20 protein-coding genes, 1 tRNA gene and 3 pseudogenes are annotated in these 23,228 nt (G+C 41.4%); 9 read left to right on the top strand and 15 right to left on the bottom strand.

All coding sequences use genetic code 11. The annotated features are described in order from the left end of the window. Positions 1-26: 26 nt before the first annotated feature. A complete protein-coding gene (gene dnaB, locus ACLFKQ_RS04930) occupies positions 27-1,367 on the bottom strand; it encodes a replicative DNA helicase (RefSeq protein WP_448998750.1) in 1,341 nt (446 codons plus the stop codon). Positions 1,368-1,371: 4 nt separating this feature from the next. Next, positions 1,372-2,034: a chromophore lyase CpcT/CpeT gene (locus ACLFKQ_RS04925; RefSeq protein ID WP_448998749.1), complete on the bottom strand. Its 663-nt coding sequence runs from the start codon at positions 2,032-2,034 to the stop codon at positions 1,372-1,374. A 339-nt stretch (positions 2,035-2,373) separates the two neighbouring features. On the opposite strand from ACLFKQ_RS04925, the gene pstB reads away from it, so the two are divergent. Both pstB and ACLFKQ_RS04915 read left to right on the top strand, forming a co-directional pair. Then, a complete protein-coding gene (gene pstB, locus ACLFKQ_RS04920; RefSeq protein WP_448998748.1) occupies positions 2,374-3,180 on the top strand; it encodes a phosphate ABC transporter ATP-binding protein PstB in 807 nt (268 codons plus the stop codon). Between the two features lie 433 nt (positions 3,181-3,613). Continuing rightward, positions 3,614-3,814 (top strand): hypothetical protein, encoded by a 201-nt coding sequence (locus tag ACLFKQ_RS04915; protein ID WP_448998747.1) that lies wholly within the window; start codon positions 3,614-3,616, stop codon positions 3,812-3,814. Positions 3,815-3,906: 92 nt separating this feature from the next. Here ACLFKQ_RS04915 and ACLFKQ_RS04910 read toward each other — a convergent pair. Further along, positions 3,907-4,823 (bottom strand): annotated as a pseudogene (locus ACLFKQ_RS04910) (IS982 family transposase). A gap of 95 nt (positions 4,824-4,918) precedes the next feature. On the opposite strand from ACLFKQ_RS04910, the gene miaB reads away from it, so the two are divergent. Beyond that, a complete protein-coding gene (gene miaB, locus ACLFKQ_RS04905; protein ID WP_448998746.1) occupies positions 4,919-6,259 on the top strand; it encodes a tRNA (N6-isopentenyl adenosine(37)-C2)-methylthiotransferase MiaB in 1,341 nt (446 codons plus the stop codon). 13 nt (positions 6,260-6,272) lie between these two features. Here the strand turns inward: miaB and ACLFKQ_RS04900 are convergent, their stop codons facing one another. Further along, positions 6,273-6,530, bottom strand: coding sequence for a GNAT family N-acetyltransferase (locus ACLFKQ_RS04900; protein ID WP_448998745.1), 258 nt, complete (start codon positions 6,528-6,530; stop codon positions 6,273-6,275). 307 nt (positions 6,531-6,837) lie between these two features. Here ACLFKQ_RS04900 and ACLFKQ_RS04895 point away from each other — a divergent pair, with 307 nt between their 5' ends. Further along, positions 6,838-8,247: a collagen-like protein gene (locus ACLFKQ_RS04895; protein WP_448998744.1), complete on the top strand. Its 1,410-nt coding sequence runs from the start codon at positions 6,838-6,840 to the stop codon at positions 8,245-8,247. A 92-nt stretch (positions 8,248-8,339) separates the two neighbouring features. On the opposite strand, the gene ACLFKQ_RS04890 is transcribed toward ACLFKQ_RS04895, so the two are convergent. The 7 genes from ACLFKQ_RS04890 to ACLFKQ_RS04860 all read right to left on the bottom strand — a co-directional run bounded on the left by ACLFKQ_RS04890 (position 8,340) and on the right by ACLFKQ_RS04860 (position 13,982). Further along, complete coding sequence (locus ACLFKQ_RS04890) at positions 8,340-9,704, bottom strand: cytochrome P450 (RefSeq protein WP_448998743.1); 1,365 nt, start codon at positions 9,702-9,704, stop codon at positions 8,340-8,342. Positions 9,705-9,803: 99 nt separating this feature from the next. Further along, the gene (locus ACLFKQ_RS04885; RefSeq protein ID WP_448998742.1) at positions 9,804-9,998 is read right to left on the bottom strand and encodes a hypothetical protein; all 195 of its coding nucleotides are present in this window, start codon (positions 9,996-9,998) and stop codon (positions 9,804-9,806) included. Beyond that, positions 9,983-11,113, bottom strand: coding sequence for a glycosyltransferase (locus tag ACLFKQ_RS04880; protein ID WP_448998741.1), 1,131 nt, complete (start codon positions 11,111-11,113; stop codon positions 9,983-9,985). The genes ACLFKQ_RS04885 and ACLFKQ_RS04880 overlap by 16 nt, the downstream gene beginning before the upstream one ends. A 79-nt stretch (positions 11,114-11,192) precedes the next feature. Continuing rightward, complete coding sequence (gene lspA / locus ACLFKQ_RS04875; protein WP_448998740.1) at positions 11,193-11,657, bottom strand: signal peptidase II; 465 nt, start codon at positions 11,655-11,657, stop codon at positions 11,193-11,195. A 447-nt stretch (positions 11,658-12,104) separates the two neighbouring features. Beyond that, positions 12,105-12,287 (bottom strand): hypothetical protein, encoded by a 183-nt coding sequence (locus tag ACLFKQ_RS04870; RefSeq protein WP_448998739.1) that lies wholly within the window; start codon positions 12,285-12,287, stop codon positions 12,105-12,107. Between the two features lie 152 nt (positions 12,288-12,439). Next, positions 12,440-13,210, bottom strand: coding sequence for an imidazole glycerol phosphate synthase subunit HisF (hisF, locus tag ACLFKQ_RS04865; protein ID WP_448998738.1), 771 nt, complete (start codon positions 13,208-13,210; stop codon positions 12,440-12,442). A 46-nt stretch (positions 13,211-13,256) separates the two neighbouring features. Further along, a complete protein-coding gene (locus ACLFKQ_RS04860; RefSeq protein ID WP_448998737.1) occupies positions 13,257-13,982 on the bottom strand; it encodes a rhomboid family intramembrane serine protease in 726 nt (241 codons plus the stop codon). 375 nt (positions 13,983-14,357) lie between these two features. Here ACLFKQ_RS04860 and ACLFKQ_RS04855 point away from each other — a divergent pair, with 375 nt between their 5' ends. After that, on the top strand, positions 14,358-14,990 hold the full coding sequence (locus tag ACLFKQ_RS04855) for a fasciclin domain-containing protein (RefSeq protein WP_448998736.1): 633 nt from the start codon (positions 14,358-14,360) through the stop codon (positions 14,988-14,990). Between the two features lie 181 nt (positions 14,991-15,171). Here ACLFKQ_RS04855 and nadA read toward each other — a convergent pair whose 3' ends face one another. Both nadA and ACLFKQ_RS04845 read right to left on the bottom strand, forming a co-directional pair. Continuing rightward, entirely contained in the window at positions 15,172-16,140 is a 969-nt protein-coding gene (nadA, locus tag ACLFKQ_RS04850; protein WP_448998735.1) for a quinolinate synthase NadA, read from the bottom strand. Positions 16,141-16,263: 123 nt separating this feature from the next. Then, positions 16,264-16,374: pseudogene (locus ACLFKQ_RS04845) on the bottom strand (GHMP kinase); the annotation flags it as partial. A 125-nt stretch (positions 16,375-16,499) separates the two neighbouring features. On the opposite strand from ACLFKQ_RS04845, the gene ACLFKQ_RS04840 reads away from it, so the two are divergent. Further along, positions 16,500-17,831, top strand: coding sequence for a cytochrome P450 (locus tag ACLFKQ_RS04840; protein WP_448998734.1), 1,332 nt, complete (start codon positions 16,500-16,502; stop codon positions 17,829-17,831). A gap of 137 nt (positions 17,832-17,968) precedes the next feature. Here the strand turns inward: ACLFKQ_RS04840 and ACLFKQ_RS04835 are convergent. Further along, a pseudogene (locus tag ACLFKQ_RS04835) lies at positions 17,969-18,555 on the bottom strand (TPM domain-containing protein). 66 nt (positions 18,556-18,621) lie between these two features. Between ACLFKQ_RS04835 and rlmD the strand changes: the two are divergent. The 3 genes from rlmD (at position 18,622) to ACLFKQ_RS04820 (ending at position 21,073) form a co-directional block, all read left to right on the top strand. Beyond that, complete coding sequence (rlmD, locus tag ACLFKQ_RS04830; protein WP_448998733.1) at positions 18,622-19,986, top strand: 23S rRNA (uracil(1939)-C(5))-methyltransferase RlmD; 1,365 nt, start codon at positions 18,622-18,624, stop codon at positions 19,984-19,986. Between the two features lie 477 nt (positions 19,987-20,463). Continuing rightward, on the top strand, positions 20,464-20,937 hold the full coding sequence (locus ACLFKQ_RS04825) for an ATP-binding protein (RefSeq protein WP_448998732.1): 474 nt from the start codon (positions 20,464-20,466) through the stop codon (positions 20,935-20,937). Between the two features lie 64 nt (positions 20,938-21,001). Next, a tRNA-Cys gene (locus ACLFKQ_RS04820) sits at positions 21,002-21,073 on the top strand. Between the two features lie 51 nt (positions 21,074-21,124). Here ACLFKQ_RS04820 and ACLFKQ_RS04815 read toward each other — a convergent pair. Then, the gene (locus ACLFKQ_RS04815) at positions 21,125-23,095 is read right to left on the bottom strand and encodes an aconitate hydratase (protein WP_448998731.1); all 1,971 of its coding nucleotides are present in this window, start codon (positions 23,093-23,095) and stop codon (positions 21,125-21,127) included. Between the last annotated feature and the right edge of the window lie 133 nt (positions 23,096-23,228).

Below are 23,228 nucleotides of genomic sequence, written 5' to 3'. Positions count from 1 at the left end.
GTTAAGCAGCGGTAAATTAACTACAGTTATTGATAACCAGTAGGTCGAGCCATACTTTCAAACTTGGTCAACTCAGCATTAAAGATTAACTTAACCGTACCGACAGGACCATTACGATGTTTGACGATACTAGCTTCGGCAATACCGCGCTCGGGGCTATCGGGATTGTAATATTCATCGCGGTAGAGCATGATTACTAAATCAGCATCTTGTTCGATCGAACCGCTTTCTCTCAAATCTGATAGCATCGGACGTTTGTTAGTTCTCTGTTCGACTCCTCGACTTAACTGAGATAGGGCAATAATAGGTACGTTTAATTCTCTAGCTAAACCTTTGAGACTTCTAGTCATCTTCGAGAGTTCTTGAACTCGGTTGTCGCTGCCTCCGCCTTCCATAAGTTGCAAGTAGTCTAGCAAGACTAAACCCAATGGTTGTTGTTGCTGTGCCTGTAAGCGACGTACTTGCGATCGCATCTGCATCACCGATAAATTTGCCGTATCGTCAATATAAATTGGCAATTCGGAAAGGCTACCTACAGCATTGACTAGAGGTTCGAATTCGTTTTGAGCAATTCTCCCCGATCGCAAACGGTTACTGGCGATTTTAGCTTCGCTAGATAACAATCTTTGAGTCAGTTGTTCCCGAGACATCTCCAAACTAAAAATCGCTACGGGTAACTTAAGGTTCTTGGCGATACTAGAAGCAATACAGAGAGCAAAGGCGGTTTTACCCATCGATGGTCTTCCAGCGACGATAATCAGATCGGAACGACTAAAACCGCTAGTCATCGCATCTAAATCGTAGAACCCCGACGGAATACCAGGTAAAGCAGTTTCCTGGTGTAAATCTTCAATGGTATTGAAGGTAGTTACCAAAGTATCGGCAATGGGAACCAAACCCTGTTGAGGACGTTCTTGAGTCAGACGAAAGATTTTTTGTTCGGATTCGTCGAGGATTATTTCTAGTTCGGTAGCATTATCGTAGCCCAAATCGACAATCTCGTGACCCGATGCGATCAACTGACGACGGATGTATTTATCCATAATCAGATTGGTATAGCGGTCGATATTAACTGCCGAAACGGTACGATTGAGTAGGGTTGCTAGTTTGGTCGTACCGCCTACCCGATCTAACAAGTGGCGATCGCTCAAAAAGGTGCTGACTGACATTAAGTCTGTAGGTTTGCCTTGATTGTGAAGCGTCAGGGCAGCTTGATAGATTTCTCGATGTGCCGGTACGTAAAAAGCATCTTTGACTAAGAGTTCGGCAACTCTAGTTATTGCTTCTGGATCGAGTAGAATACCACCTAAAATTTCTTCTTCTGCTTCGACATTAGCAGGAGGTAAGTTGCTCTCGAGTTCCATCATAAAATTAGTTTCCTTTGACCAACCAACGATACTGATAGCCTGTTTCATCTGCACCCCAAACTCGATCGCCTTTAGCGTTAAACCCCCGATCCCAGGTATCCATTCCTCGAGCGTGCAGAATAATGCTGTTGGTAATTGTAACCGCTCCTCGATAATTAGTCGGGCATCCTCCGGGTTGAGTTCTACCCAAGTAAACATTGACTAGCGGTTCGAGAAATACGCTACACACTGGTTTGCCCAGGCGCTCGCTGTCTATAACTCTTTCCGCCAGAGGGCGATCGCATAAACCGTTCCAGTTTTGTGGATTATCTAGTTTATAGGAACGAGATACGACTTCGTGGCGCTCTTCTGCCGGGGTAATTTCCAACAATCTCTGTCTATAGGGACTAGCCAAATTTTGATTTAAAGCCTGTTCTTGATACAGATAAACTGTATTAGAATTAGTATCGTTTGTTGTTTTTACTCTACAGGTAGTCATGCGAACATTGGCTCGATTGGGATTCGCTGCCGCTTGAGCCGAGGTGTCCATAATTCCCTCTAAATGGGCGACTACTTTCTCTACCGAAGGTGCTGGAGAATTAGAATCGGGCAGGGAAGATGGTGGGGTAGCGTAAATTCCTCCGAGATAAATGCTTAAAGTGGCGATCGCCAACTGGAAAATTTTCATTTCACGGAAGTTATGTAAAAAAGAAACCTAAATACTTTAAAATAATTTTTAATCTGTCAAAAGTATAACAACAAGTTAAATTTGGTTTAACAAGTTTTGAACGAACTTTAAATTATTTATAACCACTGCCCAATAATATTAATATTGACTAAAAAATTTAATTGGTCAACGCGATCGCGAATCTTGTATTTTGGCACAGATCGACTAAAATAACCTCGAGCTATTCTCACTTTCTCACCTCTGCTTTCAGACGGTAAACTAGTGACGCGAGCGCATTCTGAGTGAATTATACGTACTAAATTAAGTATTTAAATTAAACTATTAAAGCGAGCGATAATTATGATTTACGAACGTCCAACTGCTACGCAAACAGAAACGGTTTTAAAAGCTGAAAACGTCAATGTATATTATGGCGATTTTTTGGCTTTAAAAGGTATTTATCTAGATATTCCCAAAAATAAAGTAACTGCTTTTATCGGACCTTCTGGTTGTGGCAAAAGCACTCTAATTCGCTGCTACAATCGCCTCAACGATCTCATTCCCATTTTTCATTTAGAAGGTTTGATTACCTATCACGGTCAAAATCTCTATGCTAAAGATATCGATCCGGTACAGGTAAGACGCAAAATTGGCATGGTGTTTCAACGTCCCAATCCTTTTCCCAAATCGATTTACGAAAACATTGCTTTTGGAGCCAGAATCAACGGTTACAAAGGCGATATGGACGAATTAGTCGAGCGTTCTCTAAGACAGGCGGCAATTTGGGATGAAGTTAAAGACAAGCTCAAACAAAGCGGCTTGGCTCTAAGTGGCGGACAACAGCAACGATTATGTATCGCTAGAGCGGTAGCTTTACAGCCAGACGTGGTATTGATGGACGAACCTTGCTCGGCATTAGACCCCATTTCTACGCTCAAAGTTGAAGAACTAATTCATCAACTCAAAGAAAACTTTACCATCGTCATCGTTACCCACAATATGCAGCAGGCATCACGGGTAGCCGACTATACTGGCTTTTTTAACGTTACGGCTGTAGATGGCGGTAATCGCCAGGGTTATTTGGGAGAATTCGCTACCACTGAAGAAATTTTCCAAAATCCCCAACAAGAAGCAACCAAAGAATATGTCAGCGGTCGTTTTGGTTAATTAACCAGGTTTTAGCATAGAGCGGTGTGCAGATCGAATAAGTACAATCATTTGTACTAACTAGTTAAACTAAATTGTACTATCGATGAAGTTATACGCCTTGGATTTACGCCAAAAATTATCAAATAATGGAAGCTTACACTCAGGAGAAACAGCTTCAACGCGGTCATTTTTGGAATGAGATTAAAGATGTCCCGGTCAAGAATTTAGTGTTTCTAGATGTCACAGAAGTTAATCTGGCAATGGTCAAGTCATGGATAATTTACCAGCACACAAAGTTCAAGGCGTGACCGAAGCGATCGCGAGCGGAGGTAGATTAATTAATCTACCTCCAGCCTCGGCGATCGCTTTTTCAATTTCTTATCTTTTATGAATACTGCTGTTATCCCAAACTACAACTGCACCCTTCCAAAAATTCTTCACGAGTTTTCGGATGACACAAGCCTCAAATGTTAATCTGTCAGTCGAAGCTAAAAGATTTATCGATGCGACAATTACAGATAGAGCGATCGTCGGTTCAATCAGGGATAGATTAGTACAAGTGAAGGAAAATGTTGAAGATTTAACAGAAAGATTACGTCAAGCAAAGATTCTGAAGGCAAAAGAAAGATTACAGGTGCTTTACCTATCTTAGAGTGACAGAAGAGAGATAAGATGATAGACCCGTCTTCAGATCTGGGAAAATAAAGATATAAATAACTAAATACGTCTGATGTGAATTAAATATTAGCAAGGGTTAATAGCTTGGAAAGTTTGAACATCAATTCCAAACTGACGACGGAGAAGAAGGCGCAAAGTATGTGAAGTAATTTTAGCTGTCATGTGAGTGGCAAACCCAGTTACAGTCTTGTTCAACAGACGTTCTGGATTCCGACCAGTGTTTTGAATTTCGTGAAAAACTCCCTCAATTCGCTGTCTGATTCGACTAATGAGACGCTTTAAACTAGAAGAGGCTTGTTGATATTGATTTATTGATTGCAACGAAATATTGTCCAAATGGGATTACCAGTAAGAGCGGTTATCTGTTGTTGCCAGTCTTGTCCGATAAATCCCTTGTCTCCGTAGATATCACAACCGTAAACTAATGGCAAAACTCCTTCTACAGCTTGACGCTCATCAGTATTAGCAGCAACCAAATCATAAGCAATTGGTATCCCATCAATAGTTGAGAGCATAACTAATTTGTAGCCGAAATACTTCATTTTTCTAGCAGCACAGTAACCATAGTCAGCACTGCCCTCGAAATCACTATGTCGCTTACTTCTTCTATATCCCATAACTGGTATGGGTTTAGTATCAATTACCAAACTTAGGGCATCTGTACCTCCAAGTTGCTTAACCCATTTTCTTCTCAAGCTCTCTAGCATTTGCCCTAATTTTCGTAATCTCCTGTTGAACTGGCTTTGGTCTAACAAATCAGGAAACCACTCTCCATAATTAGCTCGAATAAATCCGATAAACTGAGTTTCTCCTGGAAATGGTAGATAATCCATCATGATTGCCAAACTTATGATTTCACTGTCACTCATCTCCGCTTTTGCCCCTGGTGACTTCCCCTTTAATGCTTTTCCTTCTTGTTGATACCAATCATCTACGAGAACAAAAATTGTAACTATCAGCGTTTCAAAGTCTATGCTATTCATGAGGAGGGATATTTGATGATAAGTGTGGTAACTTTCATCTTCTGTCTTTTCCTCACTTTTTCCTAATTCACATCAGACGTTAAATATAATATTCGATGAATAACACCACTAAAAAATATAATATCGTTACCTTTGGTTGCCAAATGAATAAAGCCGACTCCGAACGTATGGCTGGCATTTTGGAAACGATGGGTTTTGCTGCTTCAGAAGATCCCAATGAAGCCGACTTAGTTCTTTATAATACTTGCACGATTCGAGATAATGCAGAACAAAAAGTTTACTCTTATTTAGGCAGACAAGCCAAACGCAAACATCAGCAACCCGAACTAACTCTAATTGTAGCTGGCTGCGTCGCGCAACAAGAAGGAGAAAAACTATTGCGGCGCGTTCCCGAACTAGATTTAGTCATGGGACCCCAACACGCCAACCGCCTACAAGATCTTTTGCAGCAAGTATACGATGGTAGTCAGGTAGTTGCTACCGAACCAATTCACATTGTCGAGGATATTACCAAACCCCGTCGCGACAGTCGTGTTACCGCTTGGGTAAATATTATTTATGGCTGCAACGAACGCTGTAGCTACTGCGTCGTACCAAATGTTCGAGGAACGGAACAATCTCGTACTCCAGAAGCAATTAAAGCCGAAATAGCAGAATTGGGAAGACAGGGATATAAGGAAATTACCCTACTCGGACAAAATATCGATGCCTACGGCAGAGATTTACCAGGCAGCACACCAGAAGGAAGACACCAGCACACTCTGACTGATTTACTCTACTACGTCCACGATGTTCCCGGTATCGAACGCCTACGTTTTGCTACCAGTCATCCCCGCTATTTTACCGAAAGATTAATTCGTGCCTGTAGCGAATTGCCCAAAGTTTGCGAACACTTTCACATTCCCTTTCAGTCGGGAGATAACCAGATTCTCAAGGCAATGAAAAGGGGTTACACTCACGAAAAATACCGCTGCATCATTGACAAGATACGGCAATATATGCCCGATGCGGCAATTAGTGCCGATGCGATCGTTGGTTTTCCTGGAGAAACCGAGGCGCAGTTTGAGAATACCCTAAAATTAGTTGCAGATATTGGTTTCGATTTACTCAACACTGCGGCCTATTCGCCCCGTCCCGGCACCCCAGCAGCACTATGGGACAATCAGCTCAGTGAAGAAGTAAAGAGCGATCGCCTGCAAAGATTGAATCATTTAGTGGCAACTACCGCCGCAGTGCGATCGGATCGCTATTTAAATCGAGTTGAAGAGGTGTTGGTAGAAGCGCAAAATACCAAAGATACTTCACAGGTAATGGGCAGAACTAGAGGCAACCGTCTCACCTTCTTTCCTGGAAAGATCGAAGAATTACGGGGCAAAACTGTCAAAATAAAAATTACCGAGTCTCGCGCCTTTAGTATTACGGGAGAAATGGTGTAGGGGCTAATGGCTATTAGCCCTCGTAAGGCGATCCAGAGGCAAAGCACTGCCTTGCACGTACCGATAATTGGGGATGTTTATATCTATATAAAACATGAGGGCGATCGCCTTTGATAATATTTCCCTCAAATAAGAATCCTAATTTTTGCATTACTCTTTCCGAGCGTCTGTTAACTACAAGTGCTTCGCAGACCAAACTTTGATAATTAAGTTTGTCGAAGGCAATGGATACGCCTTTTCTCCAATTTCTACCGCTAGCTCTTTTCCCCATCTATCTTTATTAGTGGGAGCTTTATGGTGCAAGACCTAGCTTGTAAGCTACTCTCCTCCATAATTACCGCTAGTAATCTTGCCTTGAAAAACCACATATTTTTTGTAGAGAGACAATCGCGATCGCCGCCAGAGCAGCCTAGAAAGACTCACAAAAATTTGAGTAAGTATTATTACCGATCGCCTGCGGTTCAGTTTGCAAACGATGTCTCGATTGTAAATATTTGCTTAAAATTTTCCCCAAAATTCAAAAAAATGTGCCATACACAAATAGCGAAAATACGATCCGAAGATAATTTTTTCTTGCTATGCACTTATCTCTTCTTGGCAAAATATCGATCTACACCGCTATTTTGGCTTTACCTCAATTAACAATTCCTGCTTCCGAAACTGCATCGAGCTCCTGTTGGACGGCGATCGCTGCTGAGATCGAAGAATTTGGCGAACCTGGAGAACAGGGAACCCCTGGAGCAAAAGGTAAAGACGGACGTGACAGTGATAGTCTTACCGTATTCGCTGACGGTTCCCCCATGACCTTAGATCTATCTGGAGAAAATGGCTATCCTGGCGGTAGCGGTGGCAAAGGAACTGATGCTGTTTGCGACGAACAACCCAAAAATTTAAACAAAGACTTACGCAGTTCTAATGGTGGTAATGGCGGAGAAGGAGGCAACGGTGGTGCCGGTGGTAATGGAGGTGCCCTGACCGTTTATACTACCGATAAAAGCAATCTCCAGCAAATCTACGTAATTGCTACGGGAGGAGAAGGCGGTAGTCCTGGCGTTGGCGGCGAAGGTGGCAGCGGTTGTGAGTGTGATACTTCTTACTGGAATCAAGAAACCTGTACGGGTAAAGCTGGAAGTTCTGACTATAAATGTACTACAAAAGAATTTCAATGTCTCGATGGTTATCCCGGAAGAAAGGGAAGAGACGGGATCGCAGGTAGAGATGGACGTTTGGGTAAGCTAACTCTAATTAATTTAGATAAATCTCTCGACCCAGATCGCCCCGAAGCTACTGTTCCCCTTCGCGATCTGCAAGATCGCGGTTTTACCGTCTCTAAAAATATTTGGGAAACTAAAACAGGTGCGACCAATTTATTTGCCCCTGGTTCGATTATAAGTGAGGAATACCAAGAACTAGTGGCACGACACGAACATACAGTATTGCTAGTTTGGGATGCCCCACAACCCGTTAGTAAATTTGCCGAAGAAGAAGTTATTTTGAGTTTGAAGGGAGAGAATGATGCTAAGGTCGTACTTCCAGACGAGCTTTGGCTAGAAACTACTACTCTTAAAAACGATAACATTACCGAGTTATTCGTCTTTAATGCAGTCAAAGAAGATGATGTAACTCGACTGACAAGTAAGGGAATCGAGGGAAACGGCAGCAATCTTCAGTGGCATCTACTCGACAAAGCTAATCAATCAGATGTGGTAGCTACAAATTTTACCATTAAATATCGGGTTAGTCCTTCTGCAGATGATGCTAGGTATCGTCGGGTGTTCGATTATCAAACTAAATACCAAGGAGAAGTTCCCACTGAAGCAATCGTGCGGGAAGGCGATCGCTTTACTATAGAATTGGGTAAACTGCCCGTTTCTCCAGAATTTCTTCATCCAGGAACGGCTATCGAAGTTTCTCTCGTGGCGAATCGCTCATTAGGCGAGCACTCCAAACAGCAAAAGCTCTTCGTTCGCGACATTATCGATGATTAATTGGTGGTTATTAATATGATGAGCGATCGCTTGTTACAGATTACAGTTAATAGTTATTGTCTGGAGCGATCGCTAGTTAGACACCAGAAGAGCTACTCTACCTTACTTTTAACCACCATTTTGAAAGAACTTGGGGGAGCCATAGTTAAACCACGTCTTACGGGTAACATCGGACGGTTGCTGGTTAATTCAAATTGGAAACGGGATAAAAGCGTGGCAGTAACTAACTTCATTTCTAGTAACGCTAAAGCCGAGCCAATACAGCGCCGATTTCCGCCCCCAAAGGGCAAGTATTCGTATGCAGAGTAAGTTCTTTGTAAAAATCGTTCTGGTTTAAACTGTTTGGGATCGGGATATAAATCTTCTCGGTGGTGAAGGGAATAAATAGAAATCATCAACCAGGTATCGGGGTTTAAATCGTATCCCATAACAGACATTGGTTTAGTAAGAATGCGAGCAAAAGTTCCTGCGGCAATAGGATAAATTCGCAGCGTTTCTGAAATCACGGCGTTTAAATAAGGCAGGTTGTTTATTTCCCGATAATCAGCATGTTCTCCCAGAGAATCTAACTCAAAAAGTAACTTTTCTTTTATTTTTGGCAGATAGTGAACCCAGTAAAACAGCCAACCTAAAGCCGAAGCAGTTGTTTCGTGTCCGGCAAATAATAAAGTTATCAATTCATCATGGAGTTCTTCATCGGTCATTCCTTCACCAAGTTCGTCTCTAGCCGATAGCAACAAGCTAAAAATATCTTTGCTTTCTAATTTGCCCATAGCTAGTAGTTCGCGCCTTTGGGTTATTTCTTTGTAAATTAAACTTCTAATTTCTCGTTGCAACAGTAAAAAACGTCCCCAAGGACTAAATTTTCCCCAATCTCGTTGTAGAATCGGGAAAAACATGAAGCTCGAACTTAAAGGAGTATTAAATATATCTAAAAGTTTAGTTAATAATTCCCGCAGGCGATCGCATCTCTCTCCAGAATCAATACCAAATACCGCAGTTAAAATCACTCGCAAAGTAATTTCTTGCATTATTTCACGAACTCTAAAAGCTCGGTCTACTTCCAAGCGATCGCCTACTTTATTGGTTATACTGACAATTTGCTGACTGAATTTTTGTAAAGATTCTCCGTGAAAAGGAGGCATCAATAACCGGCGACGATTTCGATGAGCTTTGCCATCTAACAACAATAAAGAATTATCCCCGACTAAAGCCTTTAAAATTTTATTACTCTTACCCACTTCAAACATATCTGGAGAAGCAGTAAAAATATCTTCAACCGCTTTGGGATTACTAGTCATCACAGTTGGCGGAGAATTTTTAAAAGTAACTTGATAAAAATCTCCATATTTTCTCTTGCGTTCTTCAAGAAAATCTAGAGGATGTAAAATCGCATCGATCATACGAATAGTTCGAAGCCAGTTAGAAGAAGTTTTAACTGTCGGTATTGCTTTCATAATTGCCAAGATTAACTATTGCCACTAAATCGATTCTAAGAAAAACCAAAACTACAAACATAGAGCGGCGTTTTACAAATTTTCTCAATTTTGCTTCATTTACCGAAAAATAGGCTGTTTTGTTGCCGCCAACTTTTCTAGCAAATTTACTGCGATCGCACGAGCATTGTAAGAGTCAATTTCTCGTTTTATTTTTTCTGCGTTTTGTTTGTAACTCGGTGATGCTAAAATTGCTTTAACCGCATCCCGAATTTGAGCGGCAGTTGGCGTACTGGTTTTTAAATTGATTCCCACTTGATTCCCACTCCAGACCACTCTACTCTGGCGCAAATTTCCGGTTTGTCTTCCGACTGACCTGCCGTAACCATTGGTACGCCGTTAGCCAAAGCAGTTTGAACTCCATTAAATCCAGCATTGGTAACCATGAAATCGACGCGAGGTAGTAAATGTGCGTAGGGAATAAAAGGTTCGATGCGTGTATTGACGGGAATGGAAGCAAGATCGAGAGCTTTAATCCCTTGTTTGCCTGTAACAGCAATTACCAACATTGTTTCTCTGCTAAAGCTTGAATCGTCGGTATGAGTAAATATACTAGCCTCTGTAGCAACCGTTCTCTGAGTCACGAATACAGTTGGTATGTCGCTATCTAAATCTGACCACCAAGGCGGAGGAACAAAATCTGCCGACGCTTCTGGAATTAGCGTACCTATAAAGTGAATTTGCGGTGCAAGATCGCTGCGGGAATATTCGAAAGAGGGTGTCGATCCTTGAAGAAAGAGAAACGGCGATAGTGCCGCACTAAAAAAGTCTTGTCTTTTTACTGACAAACCTACACTTTGCCGCATACGGTCTAAATAGATCGTTACGTCTTTCATCAGGACGTTTTTAGTTAGCCAGTTTAAACTCCGCATCCGCAGCCTTCCCAAGAGTAAATTGTCTGGCGGTAAACCCAATCCAAAAGGAGCAGTGTCACGACTATTGAAAAGTAAAGCTGACATTCCAAATGCTGCCCAAGGCAATCCTGTTTTTTCATGCAGCCACGACATTCCCAAGAAAAAAACATCGCACAACAAAATATCGGCGGAAAATTCTTCAAGGATTTCGGTTAAATCTTGTAGCTGTGTGACTGCCATATCGATAAAAATATGTTTGAGATCGAATTTAAATTGGCTAACTTTTTTGAGTGAGTCTCTTTGAGCTAGCCAATTAGGAATAGTCTCTGGGCGCGTCAGATCGATACCCCGACGAATTGAAACGTGATGGGCTCCGGTAGATTCTATAATTTCTTTTAGTCCTTCTCCCGTATACCACCAAACTTCATGTCCCTGTCGCACTAACTGTCGAGTAATTGGCAAAGCGGGAACCACGTGCCCCATTGCTGCAATAGTGCCGATAAGAAATCGTGTCATTGTTACTGTTAAATTGGATTTTAAGGTTTTAGTTGAATTGCTATAGGTATCGATTTTAAATATTGCTCACATAGCCCATTTAAGCCCTTTTATTACTGGAATTTCTAAAGCTGTAAATTAATAAAAACAAAATACCAATATTAATCGCAACATCGGCTAAATTAAATACGGGAAAATTAATCAGGCGAAAATCGAGAAAATCTACTACATAACCAAATAAAAAGCGATCGATTCCGTTCCCAAAAGCTCCGGCTAAAATAAATCCATAACCTAACTGCTCTGTTGTGCTCATCCGTGAAGTAAGAGCATAGACAGCTAATCCCAAGCTAACTATTAGAGACAACCAGCGCAGCCAGCCAACTCCTCCACTAAAGAAGCTAAAAGCCGCACCCGTATTTATTACATATGTTAGGTGAAAGACATCTTGCCATAGTGGAACGGTGTAGCCGACTTCGACGAAATTTTGAGCCACCCAATATTTGGTTGCTTGGTCGAGGATCGCACCAATAATTGCAGTCGTCCAAAAAATCCGATTTTTTTTCATACTCGCGATCGCCATTAAACTGTTAAATTTAATTTATCTCGTTTAAACTGATTAGTTTGCGATCGCCAGTCGTTATTATCATCAAATCAGTATAAATAAATAGTTATCTGAGAAATCGTTGATGGTTTGCAGGAGATATTTTCGCTGCTGAGAATTTTTAATTTCAATATATTGTTTGTAATATACTATATAAGATATAGCCACGAGCCAGATATGTCTCGTGTCTACGTAATCTAATTTCTACTGCGGCTGCTAATAAGCTATTGTACTTGATGTTATTGTATGCCCACTAAACGAGCATTGACTAATTATTAACGAAGGCTAAAATTGCGATCGCCTAAAAAAGTTTTATTTGGTTGTTATTACTTTGTAGTTTTGAATCGGATTAAGTTCGATCGCTAAATAATAATTATTTATAAAGTATAAAGTATATTTACTGAGTCGGGTTTAGACAATACGACTCAAACAACTTCCCATAATGAAATAAACGACCAACATAGCAGCGGCAGAGGCAGCAACTAAAGTACCCGCCAGCATTAACGAAAATTCTTTCCGATCGAAAGCCTCCTGCATTAAATGCAGCGACCAAGCCACTAAAGCGACATCGAAGATGAGAATCGGAATCAACATTTTTAAGAAACGTAAACTTTAGTTTATTCTAATACATATTTTTTAGTAATAGGAAACTTTTATCTAATAATTTAAGCTTTATTAAAGATCTACGTAAAAATATATATATTTCGCCACTCATATCAATCGACCTCCCAACGGACATAGGGATCTCAGTCGATTCTAATCGGCACGTTTCGTTCTTGCAGATAAGTCTTAACCTCTGCAATCGTTAACTGTCCATAGTGCAGCAGGGAAGCCAATAGTGCGGCTTCAGCTTTGCCCTTGTCTAAAGCTTCATAAATGTGTTGACAGTTGCCGGCTCCTCCAGATGCGATCGTCGGGATTTCCACTGAATTGGCGATCGCGCTGGTTAACTCCAGATCGTAACCAGCTTGAGTACCATCAGCATCCATACTGGTAATGAGTAATTCCCCTGCGCCTCTAGCTTCCATCTCTTTCGCCCATTCAAGAGCATCGATACCGGTATTTTGTCTACCCCCACGGACATAGACATCCCAGCCAGGATTGGCAAGATCGTTACGTCTTCTAGCATCTATTGCTACGACGATGCACTGTTTGCCAAAGCGATCGCTCCCGCGATTAATGAACTCTGGATCGCGAACTGCCGCCGAATTAATACTAACTTTATCGGCTCCTGCTCTTAACAAATTTTTAATATTTTCTAATGATTGAATACCGCCACCGACAGTCAAAGGTATAAATACTTGTTCGGCGGTGCGATAAACTACGTCGATAATTGTCCCTCGATCTTCGTGAGTTGCGGTGATATCGAGAAACACTAACTCATCTGCGCCCGCATCGTTGTAAACTTTTGCCAACTCTACGGGATCGCCAGCGTCTTTTAGATCGACGAAGTTAACCCCCTTTACTACTCGCCCTGCATTGACATCCAGACAGGGTAATATTCTTTTGGCAAGCATGATCGACTCAAATTTATTTTGAAAATTTAACCTCGGCGATCGTGGTCTAGCGATCGACTAATGGTTCGTACTCGTTTGTTTTCTCGGAAAACAATCCTAACATTGGTGCTAAAATTGCGCCAAAGATAAATCCCCCAGCATGTGCCCAGTAGGCTACACCGCCATTTTCCATGCCAACACTAGCTTGAACTTCAAAAGAAGCGATCCCGTTAAAGGCTTGTTCGAGAAACCAGAAACCGAGGAAATAAACCGCAGGTATCCTAAAAACAGGAAAGAAAAAGCCCAAGGGAACCAAAGTTATCACTCTAGCTTGGGGAAACTTTAAAATATATGCGCCCATAACTCCGGCGATCGCCCCACTAGCACCGAGAGAGGGCACTTGAGACATCGCCGAAAAAAACCACTGAGATAAACCTGCTAGAACGCCGCAAGCTAGATAAAAAAACAGGTATTTAATTCTTCCTAACTGCTCTTCGATATTATTACCGAAAATATATAGAAAGAGCATATTAAAGGCAATGTGAGCAAAACCGGCATGAAGAAATTGAGAAGTAATCGGAGTTAGTATTTCTGGTATGCCTGGATTTAAATTAATCCCATTGAAACTAGCAGTTAACTCTTTAGGTACGATAGCAAACGAATGAAAAAAAGTATCTAATTGCTGAGGATCGAGAGTCAATTCGTAGACAAAAGCTAAGATATTAATGGCAATTAGAGAATAAGTAACGTAAGGAGTAATTTTTGTCGGATTTACATCCCTGAGAGGAATCATAAATATTTATTTGTTTGCAAGCGCAATATAATAGTCCAATCTAAAGTATGGTATCTGATTTTGGTACTAAAGATTGCAAATTTTCACTCTTAGAACATCGAGCGTAACTTGTTTATCGCTTCAGTTTTCAGACTCGAGCGCAATTTTCAAATTAATCGAACCATCCAACTGATATTAAGCCGATATTGAGAGCAGATTCAAATTAACTACATCTAACGTTAGAGACAAATTGGCTAGAATTTATTGCTTAGTCAGTAATTTATTTAAAACATCTGACTATTTAAAGATCTTAGTAAATTCAAACATCTTTAAATGGCAAGAGTGTTAATTAAATTAAATTTACTAAACTTTACATAGTAAATACATACATATAATATGACACCCAACTATTTTTCTAAAATTTCTCGGCAGCTAGTCATTTTAACTAGTATTCTCGGCGCGAGTTCATTTTTAGCAGTTCCAGCTTTAGCGGACAATCATACTAATTCGAGTTCGATGGAATCTTCAACTCAGATGGAAGGTTCCTCGATGAATGGATCCCAATCTGCTAGCGGTACTATCGTAGACGTAGCATCTGGCAGTGAATCGTTTAATACCTTAACCCAAGCAATTCAAGCAGCAGGATTGACAGATAAGCTATCAGAATCGGGTGCGGGTTATACGGTATTTGCGCCGACAGATGAAGCATTCAATCAGTTACCAGACGGAGCTTTAGAATATCTATTACAACCTGAAAATCAAGAAGTTTTACAGCAAGTACTTTCCTATCACGTTCTGCCCCAACAAGTAACAGCTAGCGAAATTACTAGTGGAGAAGTTGCAACCCTAGGCGGTGGCTTAGCAGTCGAAGCTAATCAAGACAATATTATCATTAATAATGCTAGCGTAATCGAGCCTAACATTCAGGCTAGTAATGGAGTTATTCACGGCATCAATCGAGTACTAATACCAGAGAACTTACAAAGCACTTTGGCAAATGAGTTAGGCATACAAAGCTTATATCAGTAACTCGAAACTAAATTCTAGTTAATATCTTTAGTTTAGTATTGTTCAGTAGGTTGGGTTAAGTAAATCCAATCTACTTTTTTGTTGGGTTAGAGCGATCGCTAAATTGCTCGACAAATTTTTCTTGAAAACTTCAGTCTAACCCAACCCAAGTCAACAGTTGAAGGAAGATCGAGATAAAAGATTAAGACATTTCCAGCATTTTTTGAATTGGTTTTAATGCAGCAACGCGAATGTCTTCGGATAAAGTAATCTCTGGAGTTTGATTTTTCATTGCTAAATAGAGTTTTTCTAGAGTGTTCAGGCGCATATGGGGACACTCATTACAAGCACAGTTATTCATTGCCGGTGCGGGAATAAACCTTTTGTGGGGTGCAGCTTTTTCCATTTGATGAATGATACCGGGTTCTGTCGCCACGATAAACTCGCGATCGCCGCTTGTCTGACAGTAATTTAATAAGGCTGTAGTAGAGCCGATAAAATCAGCATGTCGCAATACGGGGGGTTCGCACTCGGGATGAGCGATAATTTTAGCTTCGGGATATTGAGTTTTAAGTTGGATAATTCTTTTTTCCGAGAAAGTTTCGTGAACGATACAGCTACCTTGCCACAAAACTAAATCTCTACCAGTTTTTTCGGCAACATAACGACCTAAATTGCGATCGGGAGCGAAGATAATCGGTTTATCTTGAGGAATTTGGTTGACTATCTTTACTGCATTGGAACTGGTGCAGATAATATCGCTCAACGCTTTTATTTCTGCCGTACAGTTAATGTAAGAAATAACGATATGGTCGGGATGCGCTGCTTTAAAAGCCTCGAACTCATTGGGGGGACAGCTATCGGCTAGAGAACAACCTGCATTCAAGTCGGGCAACAAAACTAACTTGTCGGGATTGAGAATTTTAGCCGTTTCTGCCATAAAGTGAACCCCGGCAAACACGATTACTTCTGCATCGGTACTCGCTGCTTTTTGCGATAAACCCAGAGAATCACCGATATAGTCAGCAATATCTTGGATATCTGGTTCTTGATAGTAATGGGCTAAAACGATCGCCTTTAACTCTTTTTTGAGCTGGTTAATGGCGGTAAATAAATCGTTAGGAATATAGTTTCGCTCGGCTTTAGGTATAGGTAGGGTAGTTGTAAACACTAGTTTAAATATCCTTAATATTTCGTATTATAGTGATTTTTACTATAAATATTATAGTCGATCTTACCAAAAACTGGAGCGAGATTAGTGTCGATTGCAGCAAACTTTAAATTTTATTTGTGTTTACAGGCTAATGGCAATTTTTAACTTCAAACACTGCATTTGCGTAAAATCTCTAGGGATTAATTGCGCTGTACCATCTCCTTGAGAACCCACTTCTTTACCACCATAAATAATTTCTACAGCTATCCCTAGAAATTGGAATGTCTTAAACGAGAAGTATTGCCCTACCTCTAGCCGAACACCGAGATATATTTAGTTACAATGCTAAATTGAGCCGCTATTAAGATTTGGCAACTATGACTGCAACTACAGAAGAATTTAATAATTTGCCCGAACCTCCTGGTAATACAAGTTTGCCTTTTATTGGCGAAACCATCAGTTTTTTTACCGACTCTCAATTTAGTGCCAAACGCCGTGCTAAGTACGGTAAGGTCTATCAAACCAATATTTTGGGCAATCGTACAGTAACTATGATTGGTGCCGAGGCGAATACTTTCTTATTTCGCAACGAGAATAAACATGTCGTCTCGCAATGGCCTAAAAGTACCAGAATTTTACTCGGGGATCTATCTTTATCGGTACGCGATGGCAGTTTTCATTCTTCTCGTCGTAAGTTACTCTATCAGGCTTTTCGACCCAGAGCTTTAGCTAGTTATATTCCTACTATGGAAAGGATTACCGAGAAGTATCTGCAAAAGTGGCAACAAATGGGAACATTGACTTGGTATCCCGAACTACGCAACTATACTTTTGATATTGCCAGCAATCTTTTGGTAGGTACCGACGGCGGTTCCCAGACACCTTTGGCAGAATTATTTGAAACTTGGTGTGCGGGTTTGTTTACGATTCCGATAAATTTGCCTTGGACGAAGTTTGGCAAAGCAGTACGCTGTCGTAAAGCATTACTTAAATATATTGAAGAAATAGTTGTCAAACGCCAACGACAAGAAGATCCTGGAGAAGATGCCTTGGGTTTGCTGATTAAAGCCAAAGATGAAGAAGGTAACAGTCTGACTGTAGCAGAACTAAAAGACCAAATTCTACTACTATTATTTGCCGGACATGAAACTTTAACTTCGGCGATCGCTTCTTTTTGTCTCCTTACTGCCCAACATCCAGAAGTGATGCAGCGTCTGAGAGAAGAACAGCAGCACCTATCTCTTTCTTCTTCTCTTTCCTTAGAAGAAATCGAAAAGATGACTTATCTCGAACAAACCATTAAAGAGGTAATGCGGTTAATTCCGCCAGTCGGCGGCGGCTTTCGCAAAACGATCGAGACATTTACTTTTAACGGCTACCGTATCCCCAAAGGTTGGACGGTACAGTATCAAATCGCCCAAACCCATCAAGATCGGGAAATTTATTCCGAAAGCGATCTCTTCGATCCAGATCGCTTTGCCCCAGATAGGGAAGAAGATAAACAAAAGAACTTTGGCTATATCCCCTTTGGTGGAGGTTTGCGCGAATGTTTGGGTAAAGAATTCGCTCGTCTGGAAATGCGGATATTTGCAGCAAAACTATTGCAAAACTATCAGTCGGAATTACTACCCAATCAAAACTTAGAACTGACTGCCGTACCTACTCCCCATCCCCGCGACGGTTTGAAGGTTAAGTTTGGTCATCTGTAAAATTTGATAAAGTTTAAATTTTTACTCAAAAGAGCGAAAGTTATTCATTTGCCCCCTAAATCCCCCAATTCTGGGGGAGTTTTTATTTACTTTTACTCGTTTTTCCTAAATTATAAGGATTAAGGAGCATTTTTTTCTTACCAGTCTCCACCCCCACCGCCTCCAGCATCGCCAAGATCGCTACCACTACTAAAATTGCTGTAGCTACCATAGCCAATCGTATCGCTATCTTTAATTGTAGTATAGCTTTGGGCTTCTAATAATACACCTCGACTAAAATTATCTTCCTTAAATTGCGGAATGATAGTCTCGTCAATAATCTTTTTTAAAAGAGAATCGCTGATAATATTTCTGATGACGCTACCTGTTTTAATTTCTATGTGGCGATCGCCCATAACTACCAACATCACTACGCTACGATCTGCCAACTAGACAGCAAGGCGGTAGCAAATTCTCTATAAGTAAGACGTTCTGGTATTTGGGAAACTGTAACTACATATATGCGATCGCCTTTGTCTGTTTCTAACTGCGAAATATCTTGGTTAATTTGAATTTTAGTATCTCGATCTAATATCTCAGCAACGTCAGCAATCCAGTTACTATGAAGAAATAAGGGTTGAGGAACGTCAGTAACCTCAAGAGCAAAACCAGGCTGGATCGTCAACCAGAATAGACAAATGGTTTGTGTAATTTTCTTCAGGCGATCGCCAAAGTTATTTCTCACCGAATCAATCGTTTTAAACTTAAAGCTTTATTTTTGTAATATGCCAAGCGCAAATAGTATTTCTAAATGAGTCAACAATGGCAACAGGGAAGCTTAATAACTCTAGACATAAGCGATCTCAGTAGTAGCAGCGAGGGAGTAGGCAGATATCAGGGCAAAGTCATCTTCGTTCCCGACACTGTAACGGGCGATCGCGTTAGAGTTAAACTAACTCAACTTAAATCTAAATACGCACGAGGCAAATTAGAAAAACTATTAATTGCCTCTAAGTATCGCATTCGTCCCCGATGTATCGTCGCCGACAAGTGTGGTGGTTGTCAGTGGCAACACATCGACTGGGAATATCAACGAGAGGTAAAACGACAGCAGGTAATTCAAGCTTTCAAACGTATTGGCGGTTTTGAAGATGTACGAGTAGAGCCAATTCTCCATTCACCCTACGGGCTCAATTACCGTAACAAATCCACCTATCCTTTGGCTAGATCGGCTTCAGGGCAAGTCCAAGCTGGTTATTATCGTCGGGGAACTCATAAGCTAATCAATCTCAATCAGTGTCCCGTACAAGATTCTAGCCTTCATCCCCTACTGAGAGAAGTCAAACAAGATCTTCAGCAAAGAGGTTGGTCGATTTACAACGAAACCAATCATCAGGGAAAACTACGACACCTGGGACTTCGGATCGGTAGTCGTACTGGTGAGATGCTGCTGACTCTGGTAACCACAGACTTCGAGCTACCAGAAATTGAAGTACAGGCAAAAATTTGGTTGCAGAAATACCCTAACCTAGTAGGAGTTTGTCTCAATCAAAATCGCGATCGCACCAATGTTATCTTCGGTAAAAATACTCATACCGTTGTGGGAAAACCCTACATCCGAGAAATTTTTGCTGGAGTGGAATTACACATTCGTTCCGATACTTTTTTTCAAATTAATACCGCCGCTGCCGAATTGTTATTAAAAGCGATCGTCTCGGAACTAAACCTACAGGGAACGGAAACCATAGTCGATGCCTACTGCGGTATCGGTACCTTTAGCTTGCCTCTAGCCCAACGGGTCAAGCAGGTTATCGGTATCGAAAGTTATTGCACTTCTGTAGAACAGGCACGGCAAAATGGTACGATAAATCAGATAGATAATGCTGCTTTTCAGGTGGCTAAAGTCGAGGATTATCTCCCTCAACTCGATTTTGTCCCCGATATCCTCTTTCTCGATCCCCCTCGTAAAGGTTGCGATTCTAAGGCGATCGCAACTCTGTTATCTATGCAACCATCTCGGATCGTCTATATTAGTTGCCAACCTGCTACTTTAGCTAGAGATGTCAAACTTCTCTGTCAATCTGGAATTTATCAACCTCGTTGGATTCAACCTGCGGATTTTTTTCCTCAAACCACCCATATAGAGTGTGGAATCGTACTGTCTAAAATTAAGTAAACCTGACAAATATCGCTTCGAGCAACAAAATTTTGTATAATTATCATAAAGAACCAATTAAATATACGGATTTTTTACAATTCAAAGGGGAACATCATGGTTTTGAGGGTTCAATTATTAAGTGAAATATCCCGAGAACGAAATAAAACCGATCGAGTTAGAAGATTTGTTTGAGTTTTGATTAAAACTATTAAGTTAGCCCAATAGTGCTCTCAAACTTCCCATTGATACTCAGACATCACTCCGCCGTAGCGGTGCGATCCCACCGAGGGTTATAAAGCGTGACTTTTGAGGAAACTTCGTGAGCTTGTCTCCCCGTACTCAGTAAGGAACGCGCACCAAGACACGACTGTTAGTCAAATACTAATTAACGGGGATGTAAGTCTCTATTTTCAAATAGTTTTTGCCCCCCTCGAAGCAGTAGATTACTAACTTTTTAAGTGCGGATATTACAGAATTAACATAGAGGTACGATCGGTGATTGCTATACCTATTCCCTGGAATAGAAACAAGTGGAGTACGATGAGCTTTGCTTCGACACTTTATCTATGTCCCATTCTCGATTTATTGTTAGCTAACGTTCCTCTTGAGTGGCGTGCAGAGTTAAGATTAGGACTGCAAGAGGCATTGGTCAATGCCGCCAAACACGGTAATGAACTCGATCCCAATAAAATGGTTATAGTTAAGTTTACTGTAACTACTTCAGAATACTGTTGGATTATTGCCGATGAAGGTAGAGGCTTTACTCCTAAGAAGAATAATACAATTAAAGATTCAGATTCTTGCAATTTTGAGGACTATTTGCTTCCTGAAGATGAAGCAGAAAGTGGTAGGGGTTTATGTATCCTACATAAAGTATTCGATCGCGTCCATTGGAATCGTCAGGGCACTCAGCTAACCTTATCTAAGATAGTAACTAGCCACAAAAGCAAACAGCCTGCAATCCATTGAGATCTAAGCTGTAGTCGAGCGGGCTAATAATTTGATATACTTATTAAGCACAAAATAAACGTGCGGCGACATAGCCAAGTGGTAAGGCCGTGGATTGCAAATCCATTATTCCCCAGTTCGAATCTGGGTGTCGCCTTGATTGCTTGATTGATTAACGCAAATTTATCTGCCAAATGCAGAATACGTATTATACAGGAACGGCACGCTCTTGAAATTTGTAGTAGTTAATTAAGCCACCTGCTAAAATTATTTCTCGCTGACGGGGGCTGAGACTGTAGGTCAGTTCATAAGTGCGATCACTATCTCGATGTTTAACTACTACGTTTTCATCAGTCTTTAGTGCACGATGTAGATTCTCAAAAACTAACATGTTACCCTGAGCGATCGCCTCATAGTCTTCGGGATTGACAAATTCTAGCGGAAAAATACCGAAGTTAATCAGATTTTGCCAACCAATACGGGCATAAGATTTAGCAATAACGGCAATTTGTCCTAAATAGCGAGGAGCGATCGCCGCGTGTTCTCGACTCGAACCCTGTGCGTAGTTATCCCCTGCCACTAAAACGTGTCCTCCAAACTCCGCTTGTGCCGTCTTAGCTCTCTCGGCAAAGGTAGGTTCATCCAAATAGTAGACAAACTCGCTAATTTTGGGGATATTGCTACGAAAAGGCAACACTTGCGCCCCTGCAGGTAAAATTTCATCGGTAGAGATATTATCCCCTACTTTAAACAAAACGGGAACGGTAGCTCGCTCTGGTAAGGCAGAAAATTCAGGAAAGGTTTCGATATTCGGTCCTTTGACCAATTCAACGTTACTACCATCGCTAGGAGGTGGTACGATCATCTCAGTATTGATAATTTCTGTTTCAGGCTGCACGAACTGAGGATAGCTCATCTCATAGAGTTGTTCCATTTGCTTGGGATCGGTAATTTTACCAGTCAAAGCAGAAGCTGCTGCGGTTTCTGGACTACAAAGATAGACCCGATCGTCAGCAGTACCAGAACGTCCTGGAAAATTACGCGGCATGGTTCTCAGAGAAATTTCTTCTGAAGCAGGAGCTTGTCCCATGCCGATACAGCCCAAGCATCCAGCTTGATGAAACCTGGCACCTGTATGAATCAAGTCGATAAATGCCGTATCCATAGCAGCCAAATTTTCCACTGCTTGACGAGAGGTAGGATTAATATCAAACGAAACGCGATCGCTAATCGTTTTGCCTTTGACCATTTGACTGACGATCCAAAAATCTCGCAAGCCGGGATTTGCCGAAGAACCGACGACGACCTGAGAAACTTCTCGTCCTGCTACTTCTCTAACGGGTACGACGTTTCCAGGGCTAGAAGGGCAGGCAATGAGAGGTTCTAAGTCTGAGAGATTAATCTCCTCAGTGAGATCGTATTCAGCACCAGGATCGGCAACCAATTCCACCCAGTCCTCTCCTCGTCCCTGAGCGATTAAGAATCGCTTAATTTCTTCATCGGAAGGAAAAACTGTAGTAGTGGCACCCATTTCCGTACCCATGTTGGCAATTACGTGACGATCCATCGCACTGAGGTACTGCAGACCAGGACCATAATACTCAATAATCTTGCCCCTGCCGCCATCAACATCATAGCGACGTAACATTTCTAAAACCACATCTTTAGCACTTACCCAGTCTGGTAGCTTGCCGGTCAACTTAACGCCTAAAACTTGGGGCATTTTGAGAAACATCGGTTCGCCAGCGATCGCCATTGCCACGTCGATACCACCCGCACCAAAAGCTAACATCCCCATGCCTCCAGCTGCGGGAGTATGGCTATCCGAACCGATTAAGCTTTTTCCGGGTATGCCAAACCGCTCCATGTGTACGGCGTGAGAGATGCCATTACCAGGACGACTGTACCAAATCCCAAATTTCTGACAAGCCGAGCGCAAAAATAGGTGATCGTCGGCATTTTTATAGTCGGTTTGCAGTAAATTATGATCGACGTATTGAGCGGAAAGTTCAGTTTTAACTCGTTTTAGTCCCATCGCTTCCAACTCCAGCATCACCATCGTTCCCGTCGCATCTTGGGTGAGAGATTGGTCGATGCGTAAAGCGATTTCTGCACCAGGATTCATCTCGCCAGAAATTAAATGAGACTGGATGAGTTTTTGAGTAACGTTTAAGTTCATTGCTCTTTACTTCAATTCAATAGGTTTTGGCGGTCGAGTTGAATGATACCGCTAGTGTCATAGTTTACAGTAGGCAATTTTAGTTACAGCTCAACTATTACAGTTTAGACAATTAATCGAGATTTTCTTCTTG

The sequence above is a fragment of the Myxosarcina sp. GI1(2024) genome (assembly GCF_053543375.1).
This window is presented reverse-complemented; position numbering and strand designations above follow the sequence as displayed.

Coding starts and splice junctions, on each gene's coding strand:
- dnaB (WP_448998750.1), bottom strand. CDS start 1,367: ATGATGGAACTCGAGAGCAACTTACCTCCTGCTAATGTCGAAGCAGAA.
- ACLFKQ_RS04925 (WP_448998749.1), bottom strand. CDS start 2,034: ATGAAAATTTTCCAGTTGGCGATCGCCACTTTAAGCATTTATCTCGGA.
- pstB (WP_448998748.1), top strand. CDS start 2,374: ATGATTTACGAACGTCCAACTGCTACGCAAACAGAAACGGTTTTAAAA.
- ACLFKQ_RS04915 (WP_448998747.1), top strand. CDS start 3,614: ATGACACAAGCCTCAAATGTTAATCTGTCAGTCGAAGCTAAAAGATTT.
- miaB (WP_448998746.1), top strand. CDS start 4,919: ATGAATAACACCACTAAAAAATATAATATCGTTACCTTTGGTTGCCAA.
- ACLFKQ_RS04900 (WP_448998745.1), bottom strand. CDS start 6,530: ATGGGGAAAAGAGCTAGCGGTAGAAATTGGAGAAAAGGCGTATCCATT.
- ACLFKQ_RS04895 (WP_448998744.1), top strand. CDS start 6,838: ATGCACTTATCTCTTCTTGGCAAAATATCGATCTACACCGCTATTTTG.
- ACLFKQ_RS04890 (WP_448998743.1), bottom strand. CDS start 9,704: ATGAAAGCAATACCGACAGTTAAAACTTCTTCTAACTGGCTTCGAACT.
- ACLFKQ_RS04880 (WP_448998741.1), bottom strand. CDS start 11,113: ATGACACGATTTCTTATCGGCACTATTGCAGCAATGGGGCACGTGGTT.
- lspA (WP_448998740.1), bottom strand. CDS start 11,657: ATGAAAAAAAATCGGATTTTTTGGACGACTGCAATTATTGGTGCGATC.
- ACLFKQ_RS04870 (WP_448998739.1), bottom strand. CDS start 12,287: ATGTTGATTCCGATTCTCATCTTCGATGTCGCTTTAGTGGCTTGGTCG.
- hisF (WP_448998738.1), bottom strand. CDS start 13,210: ATGCTTGCCAAAAGAATATTACCCTGTCTGGATGTCAATGCAGGGCGA.
- ACLFKQ_RS04860 (WP_448998737.1), bottom strand. CDS start 13,982: ATGATTCCTCTCAGGGATGTAAATCCGACAAAAATTACTCCTTACGTT.
- ACLFKQ_RS04855 (WP_448998736.1), top strand. CDS start 14,358: ATGACACCCAACTATTTTTCTAAAATTTCTCGGCAGCTAGTCATTTTA.
- ACLFKQ_RS04840 (WP_448998734.1), top strand. CDS start 16,500: ATGACTGCAACTACAGAAGAATTTAATAATTTGCCCGAACCTCCTGGT.
- rlmD (WP_448998733.1), top strand. CDS start 18,622: ATGAGTCAACAATGGCAACAGGGAAGCTTAATAACTCTAGACATAAGC.
- ACLFKQ_RS04815 (WP_448998731.1), bottom strand. CDS start 23,095: ATGAACTTAAACGTTACTCAAAAACTCATCCAGTCTCATTTAATTTCT.